18 protein-coding genes are annotated in these 20,460 nt (G+C 62.8%); 10 read left to right on the forward strand and 8 right to left on the reverse strand.

What is annotated here, in order from left to right:
* The first annotated feature begins 111 nt into the window (after positions 1-111).
* The 3 genes from DQG19_RS12255 to DQG19_RS12265 are packed head-to-tail and all read left to right on the forward strand — an operon-like array spanning position 112 to position 4,091.
* Positions 112-522: a hypothetical protein gene (locus tag DQG19_RS12255; RefSeq protein ID WP_116126557.1), complete on the forward strand. Its 411-nt coding sequence runs from the start codon at positions 112-114 to the stop codon at positions 520-522.
* Between the two features lie 60 nt (positions 523-582).
* Positions 583-1,917 carry a M16 family metallopeptidase gene (locus tag DQG19_RS12260; protein WP_116126558.1) on the forward strand — a complete coding sequence of 445 codons (1,335 nt, stop codon included), beginning with the start codon at positions 583-585 and terminating at the stop codon, positions 1,915-1,917.
* A gap of 35 nt (positions 1,918-1,952) precedes the next feature.
* Complete coding sequence (locus DQG19_RS12265) at positions 1,953-4,091, forward strand: M16 family metallopeptidase (protein ID WP_116126559.1); 2,139 nt, start codon at positions 1,953-1,955, stop codon at positions 4,089-4,091.
* 52 nt (positions 4,092-4,143) lie between these two features.
* Here DQG19_RS12265 and DQG19_RS12270 read toward each other — a convergent pair whose 3' ends face one another.
* On the reverse strand, positions 4,144-4,860 hold the full coding sequence (locus DQG19_RS12270; protein WP_116126560.1) for a glycosyltransferase family 2 protein: 717 nt from the start codon (positions 4,858-4,860) through the stop codon (positions 4,144-4,146).
* Between the two features lie 315 nt (positions 4,861-5,175).
* Here DQG19_RS12270 and DQG19_RS12275 point away from each other — a divergent pair, with 315 nt between their 5' ends.
* The 3 genes from DQG19_RS12275 to DQG19_RS12285 all read left to right on the forward strand — a co-directional run bounded on the left by DQG19_RS12275 (position 5,176) and on the right by DQG19_RS12285 (position 7,436).
* A complete protein-coding gene (locus DQG19_RS12275) occupies positions 5,176-5,775 on the forward strand; it encodes a CopD family protein (RefSeq protein WP_116126561.1) in 600 nt (199 codons plus the stop codon).
* Between the two features lie 11 nt (positions 5,776-5,786).
* Complete coding sequence (locus DQG19_RS12280; RefSeq protein ID WP_116126562.1) at positions 5,787-6,428, forward strand: response regulator transcription factor; 642 nt, start codon at positions 5,787-5,789, stop codon at positions 6,426-6,428.
* A 261-nt stretch (positions 6,429-6,689) separates the two neighbouring features.
* Positions 6,690-7,436: an MIP/aquaporin family protein gene (locus DQG19_RS12285; RefSeq protein ID WP_116126563.1), complete on the forward strand. Its 747-nt coding sequence runs from the start codon at positions 6,690-6,692 to the stop codon at positions 7,434-7,436.
* Between the two features lie 15 nt (positions 7,437-7,451).
* Here DQG19_RS12285 and DQG19_RS12290 read toward each other — a convergent pair whose 3' ends face one another.
* The 3 genes from DQG19_RS12290 to DQG19_RS12300 all read right to left on the reverse strand — a co-directional run bounded on the left by DQG19_RS12290 (position 7,452) and on the right by DQG19_RS12300 (position 9,685).
* Positions 7,452-8,438 carry a Kelch repeat-containing protein gene (locus DQG19_RS12290; RefSeq protein ID WP_116126564.1) on the reverse strand — a complete coding sequence of 329 codons (987 nt, stop codon included), beginning with the start codon at positions 8,436-8,438 and terminating at the stop codon, positions 7,452-7,454.
* Between the two features lie 6 nt (positions 8,439-8,444).
* A complete protein-coding gene (locus DQG19_RS12295) occupies positions 8,445-9,035 on the reverse strand; it encodes a DUF1080 domain-containing protein (protein WP_116126565.1) in 591 nt (196 codons plus the stop codon).
* 68 nt (positions 9,036-9,103) lie between these two features.
* Positions 9,104-9,685: a hypothetical protein gene (locus tag DQG19_RS12300; RefSeq protein WP_157974480.1), complete on the reverse strand. Its 582-nt coding sequence runs from the start codon at positions 9,683-9,685 to the stop codon at positions 9,104-9,106.
* Between the two features lie 310 nt (positions 9,686-9,995).
* Between DQG19_RS12300 and DQG19_RS12305 the strand changes: the two genes are divergently transcribed.
* Entirely contained in the window at positions 9,996-11,840 is a 1,845-nt protein-coding gene (locus DQG19_RS12305; RefSeq protein WP_116126567.1) for a glycoside hydrolase family 13 protein, read from the forward strand.
* A 176-nt stretch (positions 11,841-12,016) separates the two neighbouring features.
* Positions 12,017-12,610 carry a hypothetical protein gene (locus DQG19_RS12310; protein WP_116126568.1) on the forward strand — a complete coding sequence of 198 codons (594 nt, stop codon included), beginning with the start codon at positions 12,017-12,019 and terminating at the stop codon, positions 12,608-12,610.
* Here DQG19_RS12310 and DQG19_RS12315 read toward each other — a convergent pair.
* The gene (locus tag DQG19_RS12315; RefSeq protein WP_116126569.1) at positions 12,599-13,300 is read right to left on the reverse strand and encodes a hypothetical protein; all 702 of its coding nucleotides are present in this window, start codon (positions 13,298-13,300) and stop codon (positions 12,599-12,601) included. The genes DQG19_RS12310 and DQG19_RS12315 overlap by 12 nt on opposite strands.
* A 279-nt stretch (positions 13,301-13,579) precedes the next feature.
* On the opposite strand from DQG19_RS12315, the gene secDF reads away from it, so the two are divergent.
* Positions 13,580-16,642: a protein translocase subunit SecDF gene (secDF, locus tag DQG19_RS12320; RefSeq protein ID WP_116126570.1), complete on the forward strand. Its 3,063-nt coding sequence runs from the start codon at positions 13,580-13,582 to the stop codon at positions 16,640-16,642.
* Between the two features lie 203 nt (positions 16,643-16,845).
* Here the strand turns inward: secDF and DQG19_RS12325 are convergent, their stop codons facing one another.
* On the reverse strand, positions 16,846-17,109 hold the full coding sequence (locus DQG19_RS12325) for a hypothetical protein (RefSeq protein WP_116126571.1): 264 nt from the start codon (positions 17,107-17,109) through the stop codon (positions 16,846-16,848).
* 159 nt (positions 17,110-17,268) lie between these two features.
* Here DQG19_RS12325 and DQG19_RS12330 point away from each other — a divergent pair, with 159 nt between their 5' ends.
* Positions 17,269-18,423: a Gfo/Idh/MocA family protein gene (locus DQG19_RS12330; protein ID WP_232826510.1), complete on the forward strand. Its 1,155-nt coding sequence runs from the start codon at positions 17,269-17,271 to the stop codon at positions 18,421-18,423.
* A gap of 266 nt (positions 18,424-18,689) precedes the next feature.
* On the opposite strand, the gene DQG19_RS12340 is transcribed toward DQG19_RS12330, so the two are convergent.
* Positions 18,690-20,018, reverse strand: coding sequence for a sugar porter family MFS transporter (locus tag DQG19_RS12340; RefSeq protein WP_116126573.1), 1,329 nt, complete (start codon positions 20,016-20,018; stop codon positions 18,690-18,692).
* Positions 20,019-20,075: 57 nt separating this feature from the next.
* Positions 20,076-20,435: a hypothetical protein gene (locus DQG19_RS12345; protein ID WP_116126574.1), complete on the reverse strand. Its 360-nt coding sequence runs from the start codon at positions 20,433-20,435 to the stop codon at positions 20,076-20,078.
* Between the last annotated feature and the right edge of the window lie 25 nt (positions 20,436-20,460).

The following is a 20,460-nucleotide window of genomic DNA, read 5'->3' on the forward strand; positions in this document are numbered from 1 at the left end:
GGACCTGCAAATATTACAAATTGTGTTACAAAAAACAAGGCTGTTTGAAAGTTAAAAAGTCAAACCAATCCTTTGAACCTGGCGGGTCAGTATATAATTTTAACCTAATACATGGCAAGCAGCTTCTGGAACCGGCAGATTTCCCGCCTCGAACGGGCGGGTAACGATGATTTTCTCCTCATCCTGACGGGGGGGGCGAGCGCCTACGCTACCCACGAACTCCACCACCTGCTGCGCCGCCTGCGCCTGGAAAGCATGCGCCTGCGGCAGCTGCGGCGTACCATTTTCCGGCTGTCGGCCTGCGTCCCCCTGATGTTGTTCGTTGCCTGCGCCGCCGGTCTGTTCGGCTGGCACCCCGTCGTGTACGGCACCCTGGCCGCGCTGCTGTTCCTGGCGGCCCTGCTCGCGGTAACCATCTCCTACGTGACCCGCCGCTTTTCCTGCCACGACCGGGGCAAGCGCCTCCGCTGCATTATTCAGCAGGAACTCGAGCGCCGGCGTAAAGACGTTCGGACCCTTTAATCCGATCCCGGCGGCAAACGATCGGCCGGTTTTTCCGTTTATCGGGAAAACCACCACCTTATGCATCTCTCTACCCTGCGGAAGCTCTTTCCGCTCTTCCTGCTCGGGCTGCCGCTCGGCCTCCTGGCCCAGGCCCCCGAAATCGATTTTACCGAATATCAGCTGGACAACGGCCTCAAGGTGCTGCTCCACCAGGACGCCTCCACGCCCATCGTGGCCGTATCGATCATGTACGAGGTCGGTGGCAAGGACAGCTTCGAGGGCCGTACCGGCTTCGCCCACTTCTTCGAGCACCTGCTCTTCGAGGGCAGCGAAAACCTCGGCCGCGGGGAGATCGACGACTACGTACAGGCCGCCGGCGGGGCCCTGAACGCCAATACCAGCCTCGACCGGACCTACTACTACGAGATCCTGCCCAGCAACCAGTTGGCCCTCGGCCTCTGGATCGAGAGCGAACGCCTGCTGCACGCACGCGTACTCATGGAGGGCGTCGAAACCCAGCGGGAAGTAGTCAAGGAGGAGCGTCGCCAGAGCTACGATAACCGCCCCTACGGCACCCTCACCATGGAACTGTACAAGCGGGCCTTCAAGGAGCACCCCTATAAGGATCCCAATATCGGCTACATGGAAGACCTCAACAACGCCCAGATGGAGGATTTCCAGAAGTTCTACAAGACCTACTACGTCCCCAATAACGCCATCCTGAGCATCGCCGGCGACATCGACATCGAAGAGACCAAGGCCCTCATCGACAAGTACTTCAGCGACATTCCCCGCGGAGCCGAGCCACCCCGGATCGACGTGGTGGAAGGCCCCCTCGGCGGTGAGGTACGCGATACCGTTTACGACAAGGTACCGCTGCCCGCTCTCATCATGGGCTACCGGACCGTGGAGCGTACCAACCCCGACTACTACGCCATCAGCATGATGAACCAGGTGCTGAGCCAGGGGCAGAGCAGCCGGCTGAACAAGTCGCTGGTCGACGATCAGGAGCTCGCCGTACAGGTGGGCAGCTTCCCGGCCGCCAACCAGGATCCCGGACTGGCAATCGCCTTTGCCCTGGCCCGCCCCGGCACCGCCGACCTCACCCCCCTCGAGGAAGGGTTCGAGGCCGAGATCAACCGCATGAAGACCGAGCTGATCTCCGACCGGGAATTCGAGAAGCTCCGCAACCAGATCGAAGTGGATGCCATCTCCGGCTACGGCAGCGTAGCGGGCATCGCCGAAAGCCTCGCCGACAATGAAATGTTCCTCGGCGACGCCAACCTGATCAACACCGAGACGCAGCGCTACCTCGACGTCACCAAGGAGGACATCCGCCGCGTAGCCAACAAATACTACACCGACGACAACCGCGTCGTGCTGTACTGGCTTCCCGAGCCCGCCAGCCGCTAGCCCCTACCCCACCCTCACCTCAAAAGAAACTAACCATGCAACGCATTACCTATAGCCTGGCGGCCCTGCTGATCCTGCTGATCACCGCCTGCGGCACGCCTAAATCCACCGCCTCCACCGGTACGCCCACCGCACCCGCGGCCCCGCCCGCCACGGAAACGGCGGAGGAAGTTCTCGAACAGGACTTCCGCGCCACGGCGCCCGAACCCGGCCCCGCCCCCGAGATCAACTTGGGGGACTTTGAAGACTTCACCCTCGACAACGGCCTCCAGGTCGTCCTGGTGGAGAACCACAAACTGCCCCGCGTCAGCTACCAGCTCTTCGTGGACGTACCGCCCCACCTGGAAGGCGCCTACGCCGGCACCCAGGATATGCTGGGAAGTATGCTGCGGCGCGCTACCTCGGACATGAGCAAGGAGGAGATCGACGAGGCCGTCGACTTCATCGGTGCCAACCTGAGCACCAGCGGCTCGGGGGCTTACGCCTCCACCATCAGCAAGTACAAGGAGGAAGTGATGCAGCTTATGGCCGACGTCATCCTCAACGCCGAATTTCCCGCCGAGGAATTCGCCAAGGTGAAGGAGGACGCCCGCGCCGGCCTCGCCCAGCAACTGAGCAGCCCCGATGCTATCGCCAGCCGCGTACGGCAGGCCATTACCTACGGGCCCAACCACCCCTACGGCGAACTGATGACCGAAAGCACGCTCGACAGCATCACGCTCGACGTGGTGAAGGAAGCCTACAATACCTACTTCGTCCCCAACCGGAGCTACCTCGTGATGGTCGGCGACCTTACGCCCGCCGAGGCCCGCAGCCTGGCGACCGAGCACTTCAGCGACTGGGAACGGAAAGAAGTGGCCGTACCCGAGTTTCCGACCCCGCAGATTCCCGACGGCGTGACGGTCAATTTCGTCCCGCGCCCCGGTGCCGTGCAGTCTAACGTGATCTTCACCGATCCCATCCAGCTCCAGCCCGGCACCAAGGAAAGCATCCGTGCCAACCTGCTCAACATCGCCCTGGGCAGCGGCTTCAACGGCCGGCTGTTCGCCAACCTGCGGGAAGACAAAGGCTACACCTACGGCGCCTACTCCAGCATCGGAGAGGACAAGCTGGTCGGCAACTTCCGCGCCTACGCCAACGTACGCAATGAGGTGACCGACTCCGCCATCACCCAGTTCATCTACGAGCTCGACCGCATCGCCGCCGAGCCGCTTACCGCTACCGAACTGGACAACGCCAAAATGCAGATCGCCGGCTCCTTCGGCCGCGCCCTGGAAAGCCCGCAGCGCATAGCCGGCTACGCCCTCAATACCATCCGCTACGACCTGGACCGCGACTTCTACCCCGACTACCTGCAGGTAGTGCAGAACAGCAGCCTCAACGACGTAAGCGAGGTGGCCCGCGAGATCGTGACGCCCGAGAACATCAATATCGTGGTGGTAGGCGACCCCGCCGAAGCCGAAAAGCTCGCCCGCTTCGCCACCAGCGGTGAGGTGACCTACTACGACGCCAACGGAGCAGAAGTCGACGTGGAAGGCATGGAAGCCCCCGCCGACCTCACCGTCGAGCAGGTGCTCAACGGCTACCTGGAAGCCATCGGAGGCAAGGCCGCCGCCGAGGCGATCGAAAACCTCTCCGTTACCTTCGAAGGCTCGCTGCAGGGACAGACCCTCACCCAGAAGATGGTCACCACCAACGACAACCGCATGAGCAGCCAGACCATGATGAGCGGCATGACGGTCGCCGACCAGCGCTACGCCAACGGAAAAGCGATGGTGAAGCAGATGGGCCAGCCCATGGAGCTTCCCGATGAAGCCGTAACCGCCATGGCCGAACAGGCCGTCATCTTCCCCGAGTTGTCCTACCTCGACCGCATAGACGACATCACCATCGAGGGTACCGAAATGATCGACGGCAAGCCCGCCGTGGTCCTTGTCATTGGGGAGGGCCTCCGGGAATCCTACGACGCCGAAAGCATGCTGAAGGTCCGTACCACCCGCCAGCAGGGCCCGCAGACCATCAAGCAGACCCTGTCCGACTACGAACCCATCGAGGGCGTACTCTTCCCCCGTACCATGGTACTGGAAGGCATGTTGCCCGTGCCACTGACGCTCAAAGTGACCGAAATCGCGGTAAACGAGGACCTGGACGAGGAGATGTTTAGCGTGGAGTAGGTTGGTTGCGGATTGCGGGTTGCGGGTTGCGGGTAACCCGCAACCCGCAACCCTACACCCCATACTTGATGATACAGTAGATCGCCCGGACCCCGTCCCGCCAGCCGATCTTCTTGCCTTCGGCGTAGGTACGCCCGTAGTAGCTGATACCTACTTCGTAGATGCGCACGCCAGGCACCCGGCTGATCTTGGCGGTCACTTCCGGCTCGAAGCCGAAGCGTTCTTCCCGCAGAACCAGCGACTGCAGCATGTCCGTGCGGAAAAGCTTGTAGCAGGTCTCCATATCGGTCAGGTTCAGGTTGTTGAACGCGTTGCTGAGGGTCGTCAGGAACTTGTTGCCGATCGTGTGCCAGAAAAACAGGATACGGTGGGGCTTACTGCCCATGAAGCGGCTGCCGTAGACCACGTCGGCGAATCCGTCGAGAAGCGGGGGCAGGAGATCGTTGTACTCCCGCGGGTCGTATTCCAGGTCGGCATCCTGCACGATCAGGTAAGTACCGGTCGCGAGGGCGATACCCGTATGCAGAGCCGCCCCCTTTCCGCGGTTGACGGGGTGACGGTGGTACCGCAGGGGGAGGTCGGGGTGCTCCGCGCCGTAGCGTTGCAGGGCAGCCTCGGTGTCGTCGGTGGAGCAGTCGTTAACAACGATGATCTCTTTCTGCAGGTCGCCAATAAGCGTGACCTGCCGGACCCGGTCAAGGATGCGGTGAATAGTTGCGCCCTCATTGAAGGCGGGAATAACAATGGAAAGCGTCGGGGGACGATTCAAATCAGGCGTAAAGAAGGGCAATCAGCAGTAAAACTACAAACAGCTTGCCACAGAACTCGTCAAACTTCATCGATTCAGGAGTTGTGTTGTATAGTGTGTTTCCCGTCGGCACCCAAAATGTGGTCCGAGCGGGGCCGCGGGTGCGGTGCGAATCCGTGCCGGATCATCCGGTTACGGCTTCGTCTGGCAGAACGTACGAGAAACCGGGCGTGTTTGGTCCACCGGAACTTTTAAGATTTGCCGGCCGGCGACGGAATCCCCCCCTTTTGACCGCGCCGTGAGCCGCCGGGTCTGCGGATGGTGTACATTTGGGGGATGAACTTCATCCTTTTTGCCAAGGCGCTGCACGTGGTGGGCTTTGTCAGCTGGTTTGCCGGCCTGTTCTTCCTGGGGCGCTTGCTGGTCAACCACGCCGAGACCGATACCGTGGCCGCCTCCGACCGGCCCGACGCGGCATTGCGCGCCGCGGTCCTCCGGGAGGAGTACACCGGCATGGAGGACCGGGTGTACCGCATCATCACCAACCCGGCCATGATGATCACCTGGCTGGGGGGATTATTGATGGTGGTCCTGAATCCGGGCTACTTCGTCAGCGGAACCACCGGGTGGCTGTACGTCAAACTGGCCGCGGTGGTGGGCCTGGTGGGCTACCAGCTCTATACCAAGCGGCGCATCATGCTGCCCATGCAGGCGGGTGAGCGACCGCTATCGCCGTGGAAATTGCGGCTGTGGAACGAAGTGCCGACCTTCTTTCTGGTAAGTATCGTATTTACAGCCGTTTACGGGAAGGTAGGCCAACTTAGTTATCTTTACCTCGGGATCGGCGTCCTGCTGTTTTGCCTGCTGGTGTACCGCGGGGCAGTAGCCTACCGCGACCGCCGCGCCGATGCCCCACCTACTCCCAATCCAGATTAGCTTTCCTACCCATGATTCACCTTGGCATTATCGAAGACGAGCCCATCATGCTCGCCAGCATAGAAGAGTGTTTTGAAGCCAACCGCGACGTAAACGTAGAGCTCGCGGCCACCAGCGTCGAGCAGTTCCTTAGCCGCCTGCCCGCCAGCAACCCCCTGAATACGTTGCTCCTCGACATTATGCTGCCCGGCATGGATGGCATCTCCGGCATCCCGCGCCTGCTGGAACGCTGGCCGGAGATGGACATCATCATGCTGACCAACAGCGACGAGAGCGACAATATCTTCCGCGCCCTCCAGGCCGGAGCGGTAGGCTACATCTCCAAGCGCCGGGTCAACCCCAGCATTATCCGCGACGCCGTCCATACCGTCAACCGCGGCGGCAGCTACATGAGTCCGAGCATTGCCCGGCAGGTCGTGGCCTTCCACAATACCCAGCGGAAGAAGAGCAGCGTGTCGCCCGCCGACCAGCTCACCGCTCGCCAACTCGATATCGTGCAGGGCCTGGTCGACAACCTGAGCTACCGGGAGATCGGCGAACGGCTCGACATCAGCATCGAGACCGTGCGCGACCACATCAAGAATATCTACCGCAAGCTCCGGGTCAATTCAAAAATGGAGGTGGTCCACAAGAAGCTGAAGGGGGAGATCTAGGCACCCCGCAATACTGTCAGCACTGGTTTTATCCGGATCGACTACGTCGCTGCAGCGGCGCTGTGCTCCGGCTCGGAAGCACTGCACGTTCCACCCGTGGGAGCGGAAAGCAATTCACCCGGCTGGACCAAAAGCGAGCAAACCGCTTCGCCACTAACCGGCGTATTCCGGAAAAGACGGCCAGGTTACGTATACTGGGAGCGCGAATCGCCCTCCACCGATGGGTGGGAGCATCGTCCTACGCCAGCTTACGCCTCGATCATGCCTGAAGAACACCTCATCGCCTACGTGGGCGAGATTATCGGTACCGCCATCCTTATCCTCCTCGGTAACGGCGTGGTAGCAAACGTGTTGCTGGCCAAGACCAAGGGACACGGCAGCGGGCTCATCGTCATTGCCTTCGCCTGGGCCATCGCGGTCTTCACGGCCGTCTTTATTTCCGCTCCCCTCTCCGGTGCTCACCTCAATCCGGCAGTCACGCTCGGGCTGGCCCTCGCCGGTAAGTTCGCCTGGGCCCTGGTGCCGGGCTACTTCATCGCCCAGCTCGTGGGTGCGTACCTCGGGCAGGTCCTTGTCGTACTAAGTTACCGCGACCACTACGCCGCTACGGCAGATACCGGACTGATCCTGGCCACCCACAGCACGGACCCCGCCATCGCCCGCTACTCGTCTAACGTGATCACCGAACTGATCGGCACCTTCGTACTCGTCTTTGCCGTGCTGTACATCACCGGTCCCAAATTCGGCGAGTCCGCCGGTAGCCTGGGCGCGCTGGACGCCCTCCCCGTGGCGCTGGTGGTACTCGGCATCGGGCTTTCGCTCGGCGGACCCACGGGCTACGCCATCAATCCCGCCCGCGACCTGGGTCCCCGTATCGCCCACGCTACCCTGCCCCTGCCGCACCGGGGCGACAGCAACTGGGGCTACGCCTGGGTGCCCATGGTCGGGCCGCTCCTCGGAGCGGCGGTTGCGGCGGGCCTGTGGCACTTCGTGCCGGTGGCCCTGTAGGCCGGATACGTCAGCTTACTCCAGGTCGGCGCGGATCATATCGTCCAGTTCCGGCTCGCCCCCGCGGTGGCCGCAACCGCTGGCCATGATGAGCCGGCCGCGGTCCCGTACGATGCCGGTGCCGTGACGGCCGCGCACCAGGGGCGGGGCGGCGGTCCAGGTGCTCGTACGTACGTCCAGCGCTTCCACGTCGGCGTGGGCCAACTCCTGGCTGTCGGATTCGCCGCCGATCACGATCAGGCGGTGGTCCAGGCCGATGGCGGCGCTACCGGCCCGCCGGGTGGGGATTTCGTTTTCCAGCGTAGACCACTCACCGGTGGCAAAATCGTAGACGTCCACCGCCCCGATCGTATTGGCGAAGGGGTTCGTAGCGGCCACCGTGGTGCGGCCGGCGGCGGCGTAGAGCTTACCGTCGACCACGGCCGCCTGGAAGTGGTCGCGTGCGCGGGGGGCATCGGGCAGGACCTCCCACGCGCCCGTGACGGGGTCGTAGGCGTCCAGCCAGCGCTTGTGGTCGCCGCGGTGGCCGTCGCGGATACCGGCGACCAGGTAGATCTTTCCCTCGTGCAGCACGGCTCCGGCACCGCCCCGGCGGCGGTCGGCGGGAATCTCGTGCCCGGTGCGCCAGCGGTCGGTCGCGGGCGAGTAGATATAGACGTTGGGCAGCGGCGTCTCACCGGGGTAGCCGCCCGTCATGGCTCCGAGCAGGTAGACCTCGTCGTTGTACACCACCGGCTGAAAGTGGTGGATCTCGACGGGGGGCTTCGCACCTTCCGTCCAGGCGCGGGTGGCGGGATCGTAGACGGATACCGGCCGGATCCCCCGGCCACCCAGCAGGTAGTAGCGCTGGCCTACCTGGACGAAGGCGGCTTCGTGCCGGGCAACGGGTCGGGTTTCCGTCGTCACCGTTTCCCACTCCCCGACGGGAGCAGAGGCCTGCTTCCGGTACGGTAGGCAGGCGGTCAGGCCGAGGAGGAAGGATAGGAGTAGCAGGTTCCGCACGAAAGTTTACTTGAGTGGCTTGATCTCGATGTCGCGCCAGAGTACTTTGATGCCACCACCGTCGTGGATCTGCAGGGCGATGGATCCGCGGCCTTCGCCGATCTTGTCGTCGGTGAAGTCGACCATCTCCACGTCGTTTAGCCAGGTACGGACACGAGGGCCCTGCACGCGGATCTTCAGGTCGTTCCACTCGCCCATGCGCAGGGCGTCCTCCGCGGAGGGGGCGGGCTTGACGAGCCAGCCGCGGCCGTAGGATTCGTAGATCCCGCCGGTGTGCAGGTCGGGGGGAGCTACCTCCACTTGCCAGCCGCTGATCTTGGTACCGTCGAGGGTCGAGCGAAAGAAGACGCCGCTATTGCCGTCGGCTTCCTGCTTGAACTGCAGGGTGAGCACGAAGTCCTTGTATTCCTTTTCGGTGGCGAGGTAGCCGTAGCCCGCGTCGGGGCCGCTTTCACAGATGAGCACGCCGTCCTCAACGTACCACTTCTCGGTACCGTGCACCTCCCAGCCGGCCAGGGATTCACCGTTGAACAGATCGATGGAGCGGCTGCAGGAAGCGAGCGAAAGCAGGCAGCAGAGGATTAGCAGGTTCTTCATGTCCGGAAAGTACGCTTTCGGACGGAAAACCTACGAATCGGACGTTCACCGCACCCGCGCGCCGCCGCCTAATTGTCAAACCGGAGCCGCAGGGAGATGCCCGCCTCCCAGGCGGCGTAGGCCACCGTGCTGTGTTCCAGGTGAAATTCGGTAGGGGTGGGTGCGTAGCTCACGAACGGCTCGATACCCACCACGAAGCGGTCGGCAATGTAGTGTTCATAGCCACCGAAGAGGCGCAGGCTATAGGGGCTATACGTAAAGGGGGGACGGTTGGAAGAACCGAAGTAAAAGGTGGTTTCCATGAGCGGATCGCCTACCCAGCGGGCCAGGGTACCCCCTACCCCGACCAGGAAGCGGTCGTTGTCGGGACCGTAATCGAAGTGATACAGCACGGCCGCGGGCGCCTCGATCGCCATGTATACGATACGGTTCTCGCCGGTCAGCGTGCTGAAGGCGGTATCCTGCCGGCTCTCGCTGACGTCGTAGCGGTATCGCCGGCGGCTGACGTCGATCCCGACGCGCACCGATAGCCGCGAGGTGATCGCGTACTCCAGGTAGCCCCCGACGGTATACCCAATGGCTACGCCGCTGCCCCCCGCGGTGTAGGCGAGTACGCCTTCCGAGAAGTCCTTCCGGGCGCGGGACTCCACAAAGTGGGTCCGGGGCGTAACGTGCACACCCATATCCAGGCGCTGCTGGGCAGCGGCCGGAGAACACAGAGCCAGAACCGCTAAACATACAAGCGCCAGAAGGCGAATACAATGCACGGGAATTCTCATCCAGTTACTTCAGTGGGGGGTCTAATTTCTTGTTGCTACAAACACCTGCCGGCGGGATAGGTCGCGCGGATGCGGACTTTAACATTTGCGACTTTGTCGTGGGTCGCCCGAATGGCAAAATCTACCCCGTGTGCACCGCGCCGGGGCTGGTGGCCCTTACCTTGGCGGCTAAAACGTCCACGTGCTCCCCGTTCGTCTCTGTCTACTCGCGGCCCTGCTGTGCTGGGAAACCGCCGCCGCCCAGGATTTCCGTGTCGAGCCCCCCAATTGGTGGGCCGGCATGCGCGACAGTACCCTGCAGCTCCTCATCCACGGAACCGACGCGGGCAGCCTAACCCTCACGGTCGACGCGCCGGGCGTCCGCCTTGCCGGCACGCATACGGCCGACAGCCCTAATTACCTGTTCGCGGACCTGGTGATTGCCCCGGACGCGCCGGCGGGTACCGTGACCCTCACCTTTCAGCGCGACGGGCGCACGGTGCGCACCTACCCCTACGCGCTACGGGAGCGGGAACGGACACCGGAAAGCTACGCGGGCTTCGACGCCGCCGACGCCATCTACCTGATCACGCCGGACCGCTTCGCCAATGGAGACCCCACCAACGACGTGGTCGATGCGCTACGGGAGACCGTGGTCGACCGCAGCGAGGGGTACGCCCGCCACGGCGGCGACCTGCGGGGCATCACCGACCACCTCGGATACATCGACAGTATGGGCTTCACCGCCGTCTGGCCCAGCCCGGTCCTGGAAAACGACATGCATGCGTACTCCTACCACGGCTACGCGATAACGGATTACTACGCGGTCGACCCGCGCTTCGGCTCGCTCTCCGACTACCGCGCGCTGGCCGACGCGGCCCGCGAACGGGGCATCAAGCTGATCCAGGACCAGGTCGTCAACCACTGCGGCAGCGGACACTGGTGGATGGAAGACCTGCCCTTCGCCGACTGGCTGAACCACCAGGGCGAGCCGGTCATTACCAACCACCGCCGCACCACCCACCAGGATCCTTACGCCGCCCGGGTGGACGCCGACCTGCTGACTACCGGCTGGTTCGTCGAGACCATGCCGGACCTCAACCAGCGGAACCCGTTCGTAGCCAACTACCTTATCCAGAATAGCCTCTGGTGGATCGAGACCCTTGGGCTCGGCGGCGTCCGGCAGGATACTTACCCCTACCCCGACGCCGACTTCCTGGCCCGGTGGTCGTGCCGCATCATGGAGGAGTACCCCAACTTCGCCATCGTGGGCGAGGAGTGGGCCTATAATCCCGCCATCGTGGCTTACTGGCAGCGGGGCAAGGTGAACGCGGACGGTTACGTTTCCTGTCTGCCCAGCGTGATGGACTTCCCCATTCAGGCCGCCCTCAATACCGCCCTGAACGAAGACGAGGGCTGGGACACGGGACTGATCAAGCTCTACGAAGCCCTGTCGAATGACTTTCAGTACGCCGCCCCCCAAGACATCATGGTATTCGCGGAGAACCACGACATGGACCGCCTGGCCACCCAGCTCCACGGTGACGTTGACCTGATCAAGATGGCCCTGACCTACCTGGCGACGGTGCGCGGCATCCCCCAGTTCTACTACGGCTCCGAGGTCCTGCTAGACAACGACGAGGCCCCCGGTGACCACGGGGTGATCCGCACCGACATGCCCGGTGGCTGGGCGGACGACGCCGTGAGCGCGTTCACGGGGAAGGGGCTCACCGCCGACCAGCTCGGGGTACAGGATCACCTGCGTACCTTGCTCAATTGGCGGGGCCGGCATCCGGTCGTCGCTACCGGCAATACCCTCCACTTCGTGCCGCAGGACGGCACTTACGTCTACGGCCGCTACGACGACAGCGAGCGCGTCGTGGTGGTGATGAACAAGAACGACCGGGCCGTCACCCTGCCCCCGGACCGCTACCGCCAACTCTGGGGAGCATCCACCACCGCTACCCCGCTCGACGGTCCGGCCCAGGAGATCGCGGCCGGACTCACCGTACCGGGGCGGTCGGCTACCGTTTTCGTCCTGCAGTAAACCGGCGTTCCCGCGGATTGCGGAGCCAGGCCCAGCGGGCGCTGCCGCAGGTGCAACGATCCCTACCGGGGAGCAGCGCAGACGGGTAGCCCACCGCGAAAGTCGTCGGGCGAAACAGGAGCGGACGGTGGCCAGCAGCCGGGAACGTACCTTAAGTCTTCTACAACTTATATCCAATGCCCCACCCCTACCTGTCCCCGCGCCGCGAGGGCGACCACCACGATACGGTGAGTATGCGTTGCCTGGACCAGGGCGGTGCGGCAGCCTACCACCGGGCCGTCGACCGCTTCTATGCCGTGGGCTCCTGGCACGAGCTCAACTCCGCCCTGCGCACGCACTTCCAGCTCTGTGACGGCGGCGGCAAGCCGGTCGAACGGCGACCGCGGGTGGGCGATACCATCCGTATTGACCTGGCCGGACCGGGCAGCCGCAGCGGGGGCGGTTACGATTGGGTAGCGGTGACCCTGCTCGACTCGGGGGAGGAGCCTTTGCCCTTCGTGGCGATGTCTATCGTCCCCTGTGCCGACCCGCGGTCCGCAACCACTGACGTGGCACACTTCTACGCGGCCGGCGCCGTGAACACCTTCGTGCTGCGGCGGCTCGGCGACTGCCTGCTGGCCGAGGTACACGGGCGCAACGAGGTGCCGAACGTCGGCACGGGCCCGCTGGTCGACCGCCTACGCAATGAGGCCATCGCGTTGGCCGGCCGGGTGGGGTTCAGCCAGGTACAGTGGAAAGACTGGACCGACGGGCTGGTGTCAGTTGTCTAGCCGCAGGCGCAGGGATAGTCCGGCCTCTACCCGTACCGTAGTGGTGGTCGTGCGCTCGAGGTCGAAGCGGGTGGGAACGTAAGAAAGGTAGGGCTCCACTCCCACGATCACGGACGGGGACAGGTTGTGCTCGTAGCCCCCGAAGACCGTCAGCGAATGGGCGGGGTAGCTGATCTTGTCCTTAGCAGAACCCCGATCAGCAAAACTTGTAAAGGCACGCGGCATACCCGTATTCCGGGTGAGGGTGGTGGCCACGCCGAGCAGGTAGCTGTCGCCGTTGTTGAGGTAATCGAAGCGGTAAATGATAGCCAGGGGAACCTCGATACTCGTAAAGACGATCTGATTCGAACCCCGCACCACGCTGTCGGACTCAATGAACACCCGCTCCACGGCGTAGCGGTTGCGCTTATACGACAGGTCGATACCGCTGCGTACGAACCAGTGGGGGGTGACCTCGTACTCCAGGTATACGCCGCCACCGGCGGCCATAGAGAGCCCGTCCAGTCCCCGCGTGTAACTGCCGCTGGCCGGTGGGTCGTAGCGGTCGGAGGAGGAGAGGTAGCGCAGCTGGGGAGAGAAGTGTATCCCCACGTCGAGGGGCGACTGCCCACGTACTCCGAGGGAGAACAGGGTAAGGAGTAGCAACAGCAGCGGCAGCCGGCGGGCGGCACGGAAAGGCAGGTTGGGCATTAAATTTGGCTTGGGGCGGTGGGAATAACCACCGTGAGACGCGCCGGCGGGGGCACCGTCACGCGCCGGGGATGTTAAAAAATCCGGCGGCCCGCCGGGCACGACAAAGGGCGGCGGGGGGCATACGCAATATTCCCCCGGCAGGACCGTATATTTGCGGCCCTTCGCGCTATCGGGTCTGGGAGGCCCCGTACGCGAAGTCCTATTCACCATCCTTCTTCAATGGTGGTGGTCCGCCCGTTTCCGACGGCGGCCCCGCCGGAACCTAAATTTTTAACTATGCAAGGCAAGGGACTTATTAAGTTTTTCCTTGTGGTCATGATCCTCGTGACGGTTGCGCAGTACCTGTTTGTCTTCCCCACCAACGCCGTGGAGAACGACGCCGACAATTACGCGCAGGACCTGACGGGAGAAGACTCAGGCGAAGCGTACCGCATTGCTCGCGCGTCCTATCTGGACAGCATCTCCGACCAGGAAGTCTTCCGGCTTCCGCTCATCAAATCGTACACCTACCAGGACCTCAAGGCCCAGCAGCTCGCGCTCGGCCTCGACCTGAAAGGCGGCATGTCCGTCGTTCTGCAGGTAGACCTCAGGGAGTTCCTGAGAAGCCTGGCCCGTAATACCAAGGACCCCACCTTTGAAGAAGCCATCAACGCAGCCTCCCAAGCTCAGCAGAACGCCGACGACGATTTTATCACCCTGTTCGGCGACGCCTGGATCGCGAATTCCGGCGACAAGACGCTGGCCTCGATCTTTTCGCGCAACGATGCCCTCCGCGACCAGATAGGCATCAACACCAGCGACGCCGAGGTAATCCGTATCCTGCGTGAGAAGGCCGATGAAACGGTGCAACTCACCTACGACATGCTGCGTCGCCGGATCGACGAGCTCGGGGTAGTACAGCCCAACGTGAGCCTCGACGCCGAGCGCGACCTGATCCTGGTCGAGCTCCCCGGCGTAGAGAACCCCGAGCGGGCGCGCAGCTTCCTGCAGGCCGCCGCCAACCTCGAGTTCTACGACGTGCTCAACATCGACCAGGCCACCGTCAATGCCCTGATCCAGGCCGACCAGCTGCTCGAGCGCCGCGTGGCCCTGGCCGCCGGCCGCGACAGCTCGGAGCTCTCGACTACCGAGATCGTCCTCGACACCACCTTTGCAGTCGACGAGAACGGCAACCTGCTCGACAGCATCGCCTCCATCGACGAGCGGGAAGTGCCCCGGCAAACCGCCGGCCCCCTGTTCTCGATCCTGACCCCCAACCAGGGTAATCTCGGCCCCGCTGTCGTAGGTATCGCCCGCAACAGCGACCGGCAGCAGGTCATGCAGTACCTCACCGACCCCGAGGTAGCCCGCCTGTTCCCCCGCAACGCGATCTACCGCTGGGCCGACGCGCCCCTGCAACTCGACGCCGACGGTACCACCGCCGACCTCTACCAGCTGTACCAGCTCAACCTGCCCCGCGGCGGCGAAGCTCCCCTCACGGGCGAGTACGTCACCCGTGCCAGTTCCGGTCCCGACCCCGACGGGCAGGTGGCCGTCAACCTCAGCATGAACTCCGAGGGCAGCCGCATCTGGGCCCGCATGACCACCGAAGCCGCCAACGACGGCAACCGGCAGGTAGCGATCGTGCTCGACAGCGCGGTGGTCTCCGCACCCAGCGTTCGCGGCCCCATCACCGGGGGCAGCACGAGCATCACCGGTGACTTCACCGTGCAGGAGGGTACTGACCTGGCCAATATCCTCCAGGTAGGTCGCCTCCCCGCCCGCTTGGAGATCATTCAGGAAAGCATCGTAGGTCCCTCGCTGGGCGAATCGAATATCCGCAGCTCCATCACCGCCCTGGTGATCGGTTTCGGCCTGGTGTTGGCCTTCATGCTATTCTACTACGGCGGCGCCGGCGTGGTGGCCATCGTGGCCCTGATCCTGAACCTCGTGTTCATCTTCGGTGCCCTGGCCAGCCTCGGTACGGTACTCACCCTGCCCGGCATCGCCGGTATCCTGCTCACGATCGGTATGGCCGTTGACGCCAACGTGATCATCTACGAGCGCGTCCGTGAGGAACTCCGGGCCGGCAAGACGGTACCCAATGCCGTACGCGACGGCTTCGGCAACTCCTACTCGGCGATCATCGACGCCAACGTGACCACCATCATCGTGGCTGCGGTACTGGCCTACTTCGGCCTAGGCCCCATCAAGGGCTTCGCCGTGGTACTGATCGTGGGCGTACTGGCTTCGCTCTTCACCGCCGTACTGGTGGGCCGCCTGATGGTCGACTACTGGGTGGAGAAGAAGGGAACCATGAGCTTCTGGACCGCCGGCAGCAAGAACCTCTTCGCCGACGTCAACGTGGACTGGCTCAGTTACCGCAAGCTCGCCTACGGCGTGAGCGGCGCGCTGGTGCTGGCCTCCCTGGTGGCGATCTTCGTACGCGGCTTCGACCTTGGCGTCGACTTCCGCGGCGGCTACTCCTACACCGTCGTACTGGCCGAGGACGTGACCGCCCAGGATCTCCGCTCCGCGCTCGAGGGCCCGCTGCAAGGTACTCCGACCATCAAGTCGGTCGACAGCGACAATACCTTCAACGTCACCACCAACTACCTGGTCGACGAGACCGGCCTGATCGACGGACGCGAACCGCAGGAGATAGTCCTCGGGGCCCTCTTCGAGGGCGTCCGTACGGCCACCGGCGAGGGCGACCTCACGGTCGAGACCTTCGGGGATATCGAGGCCAACAGCGGCTCCCACATCGTCAGCGTCAGCAAGGTAGGCCCCACGATCGCCGACGACATCAAGCGCTCCGCCCTCTGGGCCGGCGTGGTCGCCCTGCTGGGTATCTTCCTGTACCTGCTCCTGCGCTTCAAGGGTAAGCGGTTCTCGACGGGTGCCGTAGTGGCCCTGTTCCACGACACCGTCATCACGATGGGCGTCTTCGCGGCCTGCTGGGGCTGGATCGGCTTCAACATGGAGGTTGACCAGGCCTTTATCGCCGCCATCCTGACCGTGATCGGCTACTCGATCAACGATACGGTGGTTGTGTTCGACCGCATCCGCGAGTACCTGAACAACCACGTCAGCCAGGATAAGAAGACGATGATCAACAACGCCGTGAGCAGCACCATCAGCCGCACGGTGATGACCTCGTTCACGACCATCCTCGTCGTCCTGGTGCTCTTTCTGTTCGGTGGTGCCAGCATCAAAGGCTTTGCCTTCGCACTGCTGGTGGGCATCGTGGTCGGTACCTACTCCTCGATCTTCATCGCTACGCCGATCGTGTACGACCTTACGGACGAGGCGGAAGTTCGTGAGATCAAGACGCCGGAGAACAGCTCCGTAGGCGTATAAACCGGTCGTCCTCCCACGGCCTACACGATGCCCCGTCCGGTTCTCCGGGTGGGGCATCGTCGTTTAGTTGCTCCCCACGAATACCCACGACACCCCAAAACGGTCGGTCAGCTGCCCGTAGGTACCGAAGGGGGCCGCTGCGAGCGGCATATAGAGGTGTTCGTTCCGGTCGGCTCCCTCCGACAGTTCAGCGAATACGCGCTTCAGCTCGCCGTCCGATTCTCCCGTGAGGTAGATGCTGAAAGTATTGCCCGGTCGGCGTGCCAGTCGGTGGCGGAAAATTCCACCCTGTCGCTTTTCAGGTAGGCGTTGATGATCAGGTCGTGCTTTTCGGGAGGAAATTGCTCTCGCATGGGCGTGTCGCCGGTCCGGACGAGCTTCAGCTCCCCGCCGAAAATGCGGTGATAGGTGGTCATGGCGTCAGCGCAGTTGCCGGTGAACAGCAGGAAAGGTGTGGTGTAAAGCATGGTCGCTTGGATTTAAAGATCCTTTCCAAATTTAATCGCTGTCCGCGCATATTTGAAGGCGGAGGAAACGCAGGTGCAGGGGTCGTTGGCCAAACCCGCCAGCGTCCGCAGCGAACATCTTTTTCCTATACTTGTCCCCCTTACCAAATCATGCAAGCAATGGCTAGAAAACTAAGAATGGGAATGGTAGGCGGCGGTCGCGGCGCCTTCATCGGCGGCGTGCACCGGATCGCCGCGGCAATCGACCAGCAGATCGAGCTGGTCTGCGGCGCCTTCAGCTCCAACCCCGAACGCTCGCGACTCTCGGGGGAGGATTTTTTCCTGCCCGCCGACCGGGTCTACGGCTCCTACGAGGAAATGATCCGGAAAGAAAAGGAGCTCCCGGAGGGAGAACGAATGGACTTCGTGTCGATCGTAACGCCCAACCACGTCCACTTCGGCCCGGCCAAGCTGGCGCTGGAAAACGGGTTTCACGTAGTCTGTGACAAACCTCTTGCCTTCAGCGTCGACGAGGCCCGGCAGCTGGTCGCCCTGGTCGAGAAGACCGGCCTGACCTTCGCCCTGACCCACAATTACACCGGTTACCCCATGGTCAAGCAGGCCCGGGCCATGATTCGGGACGGCAAGCTGGGCAAGGTGCGCAAGATCGTCGTGGAGTACCCGCAGGGCTGGCTGGCCGACAAGAAGGAGGACACGGACAACAAACAGGCGAGCTGGCGCTCCGACCCCGAGAAATCGGGACTTGGCGGCGCGATGGGCGACATCGGCACCCACGCCGAGAACCTGGCCGAGTACGTCACCGGCCTCAAGATCACCGAGGTCTGCGCCGACCTGACTTCCTACGTCGAGGGTCGCCGGCTCGACGACGACGCCAACATCCTGCTCCACTTCGAGGAAGGCGCCAAGGGCGTACTGCACTGCTCCCAGATCTGCGTCGGGGAAGAGAACGGCCTCAACATCCGCGTCTGGGGCGAAACCGGCGGCCTGGAGTGGCACCAACAGGAGCCCAACACCCTGATCTACAAGCGGCACGAGCAACCGGCCATTCATTACCGCACCGGCGTCGGCGAGCTCGACGAAGCCGCCGTAGCCGCCCAGCGCGTACCGCCTCCCGGTCACCCCGAAGGCTACTTGGAGGCCTTTGCCAACATCTACAAGAACTTTGCCGCTACCGTCCGCGCCGGCATGGAAGGTCGTGAGCCCACCGCCATCGAAAGCGACTTCCCCACCGTGCACGACGGCCTGCGGGGCATGCGCTTCGTCGAGGTAGTCGTGGAGAACGCCGATAGTGAGGAGAAGTGGAGTCGGGTTTAGTTCTGTAGTTCTGTAGTTCTGTAGTCGGGTAGCAGGGTCATCACTGGGCAGCTACGATGGCCACTTAGTATTGTCCAATAGCGAGGCGTAGCCAAGCGGGACTAACGAACTACCAGCGACCGCAGGGAGCGGGACTACAGAACTACCAGCGACCGCAGGAAGCGGGACTACAGAACTACCAGCGACCGCAGGGAGCGGGACTACAGAACTACCAGCGACCGCAGGAAGCGGGACTACAGAACTACCAGCGACCGCAGGAAGCGCAACTACCGCATCAATTCCGCCTGCAGGTCCTCCAGTTCCACGCCCTTGGTTTCCGGCATGAGGAAGTACACGAAGGCGAGCTGTCCCAGCATGCATACGGCGAAGAGGGCGAAGATGGGTCCCTCGCCGAAAGTACCGGCCAAAAAGGGGAAGTTGCCGCCGATGAGGGCCGCGAAGATCCAGTGGGTAGTGCTGCCCAATGACGCGCCGAGCCCGCGCACTTCGTTGCCGAAGATCTCGCTGATGAACACCCAGATGACGGCCCCCTGCCCGATCGCGTGACTGGCAATGAAGACAAACAACCAGATGGGAACCACCAGCCCCTCCAGGTTGCCGGTAAAGAAGGCCCAGCTGACGGAAGCGAGCGAGATCAGGTATCCGAAGGTACCGATGTACATCAGTTTCTTGCGGCCGCTGCGGTCAATGAGGTACATGCCGATGAAGGTGAAGAGCACATTGACCACTCCGATGCCCACGGAGCTCAGAAAGGCGCTTTCCGTGCCCAGGTTGGCTGCTTCGAAGATGCGGGGCGCGTAGTAGATCACGGCGTTGATGCCCGACACCTGGTTGAAAAAGGCGAACAGGAAGGCGTAAAGGATCGGCCGGTTATACTTGCCGCTGAAAAAAGTACTCAGCGCCACCGTCTCCTTTGTCGTATTGGACGCTTCGATGCGGTCGAGCTCGTACTGTGCGGTCACGGGGTTGACCCGCATGAGCACATTGAGCGCCTCCTCGCGGTTGCCCGCCTTGGTAAGCAACCACCGCGGACTGCGGGGCACGAAGAACAACAACAAAAGGAAGAGCACGGCCGGCACCACCTCCACGCCGAGCATCAGCCGCCAGTCCAGGCCGTCGTTGGCCTCTACGATCAGGTAATTGCTGAAGTAGGCTACCAAAATTCCGATCACCAGGTTCAACTGGAAAGCCGCCACCAACTGCCCCCGCTGGTTGGCCGGTGCCACTTCCGTGATGTACAGCGGTGCGACGACCGAGCTGGCGCCTACCCCCAGACCGCCCAGAAAGCGGAAAATATTTAGCTGCAGCGGATCCGCCGCCACGGCGGAGCCTAGGGCCGATATCAGGTACAGCACGGCTATAGCAATCAGGGTGATTTTTCGGCCGTAGCGGTCGGCCGGCACGCCACCGAAGATGGCGCCAATGATCGTGCCGTACAGGGCCATGGCCACGATTTGGCCGATGGCCAGATCACTCAGCCCGAACTCGGCCTGGATGGCCCGCTCGGCCCCGCTGATGACAGCCGTATCAAATCCGAAAAGAAAGCCCCCGAGGGCAACGGTAATGGCCCAGGTCCAGACGCGTGCGGTATTCATGCAGATGCTTTAAGCAGTCGCGGACATCTCGCGACCACGCTAATGTAAGTGTTGCGGTTAGTTGCCGGCATACGGACTGTCGGCACCCCGTGTCAGCCAGGGACGGTATAGGGCGGCCCCTGCGTACAGCAAGGTATTGAGCAGCACGCCCGCTACGGGAAAACCGGGCATCTGTAGCCACTCGAAGGCGATCACACCACCGAGGTAGCTGGCCACCAGCAGTACGCCAAGTAACCGCGTGCGGGGGATTGCCAGTGCAACCACGGTCCCCAGTTCGACTATAGCGAGTAACACCAGGTTGCTGCCCATCGACTCCCGGACTTCGGGCGGCGGAGCGAACAGCTTCATCCCGGCACTTCCGGCGAGCGCGAGCCCTACGAGCCCCATCAGAAGCAAACCGATTCGTTCCCTGGACATAACTAAATGGTTTTAGTGCAAGCTA

This window comes from Lewinella sp. IMCC34183, from assembly GCF_003390915.1.
GTDB lineage: Bacteria > Bacteroidota > Bacteroidia > Chitinophagales > Saprospiraceae > Neolewinella.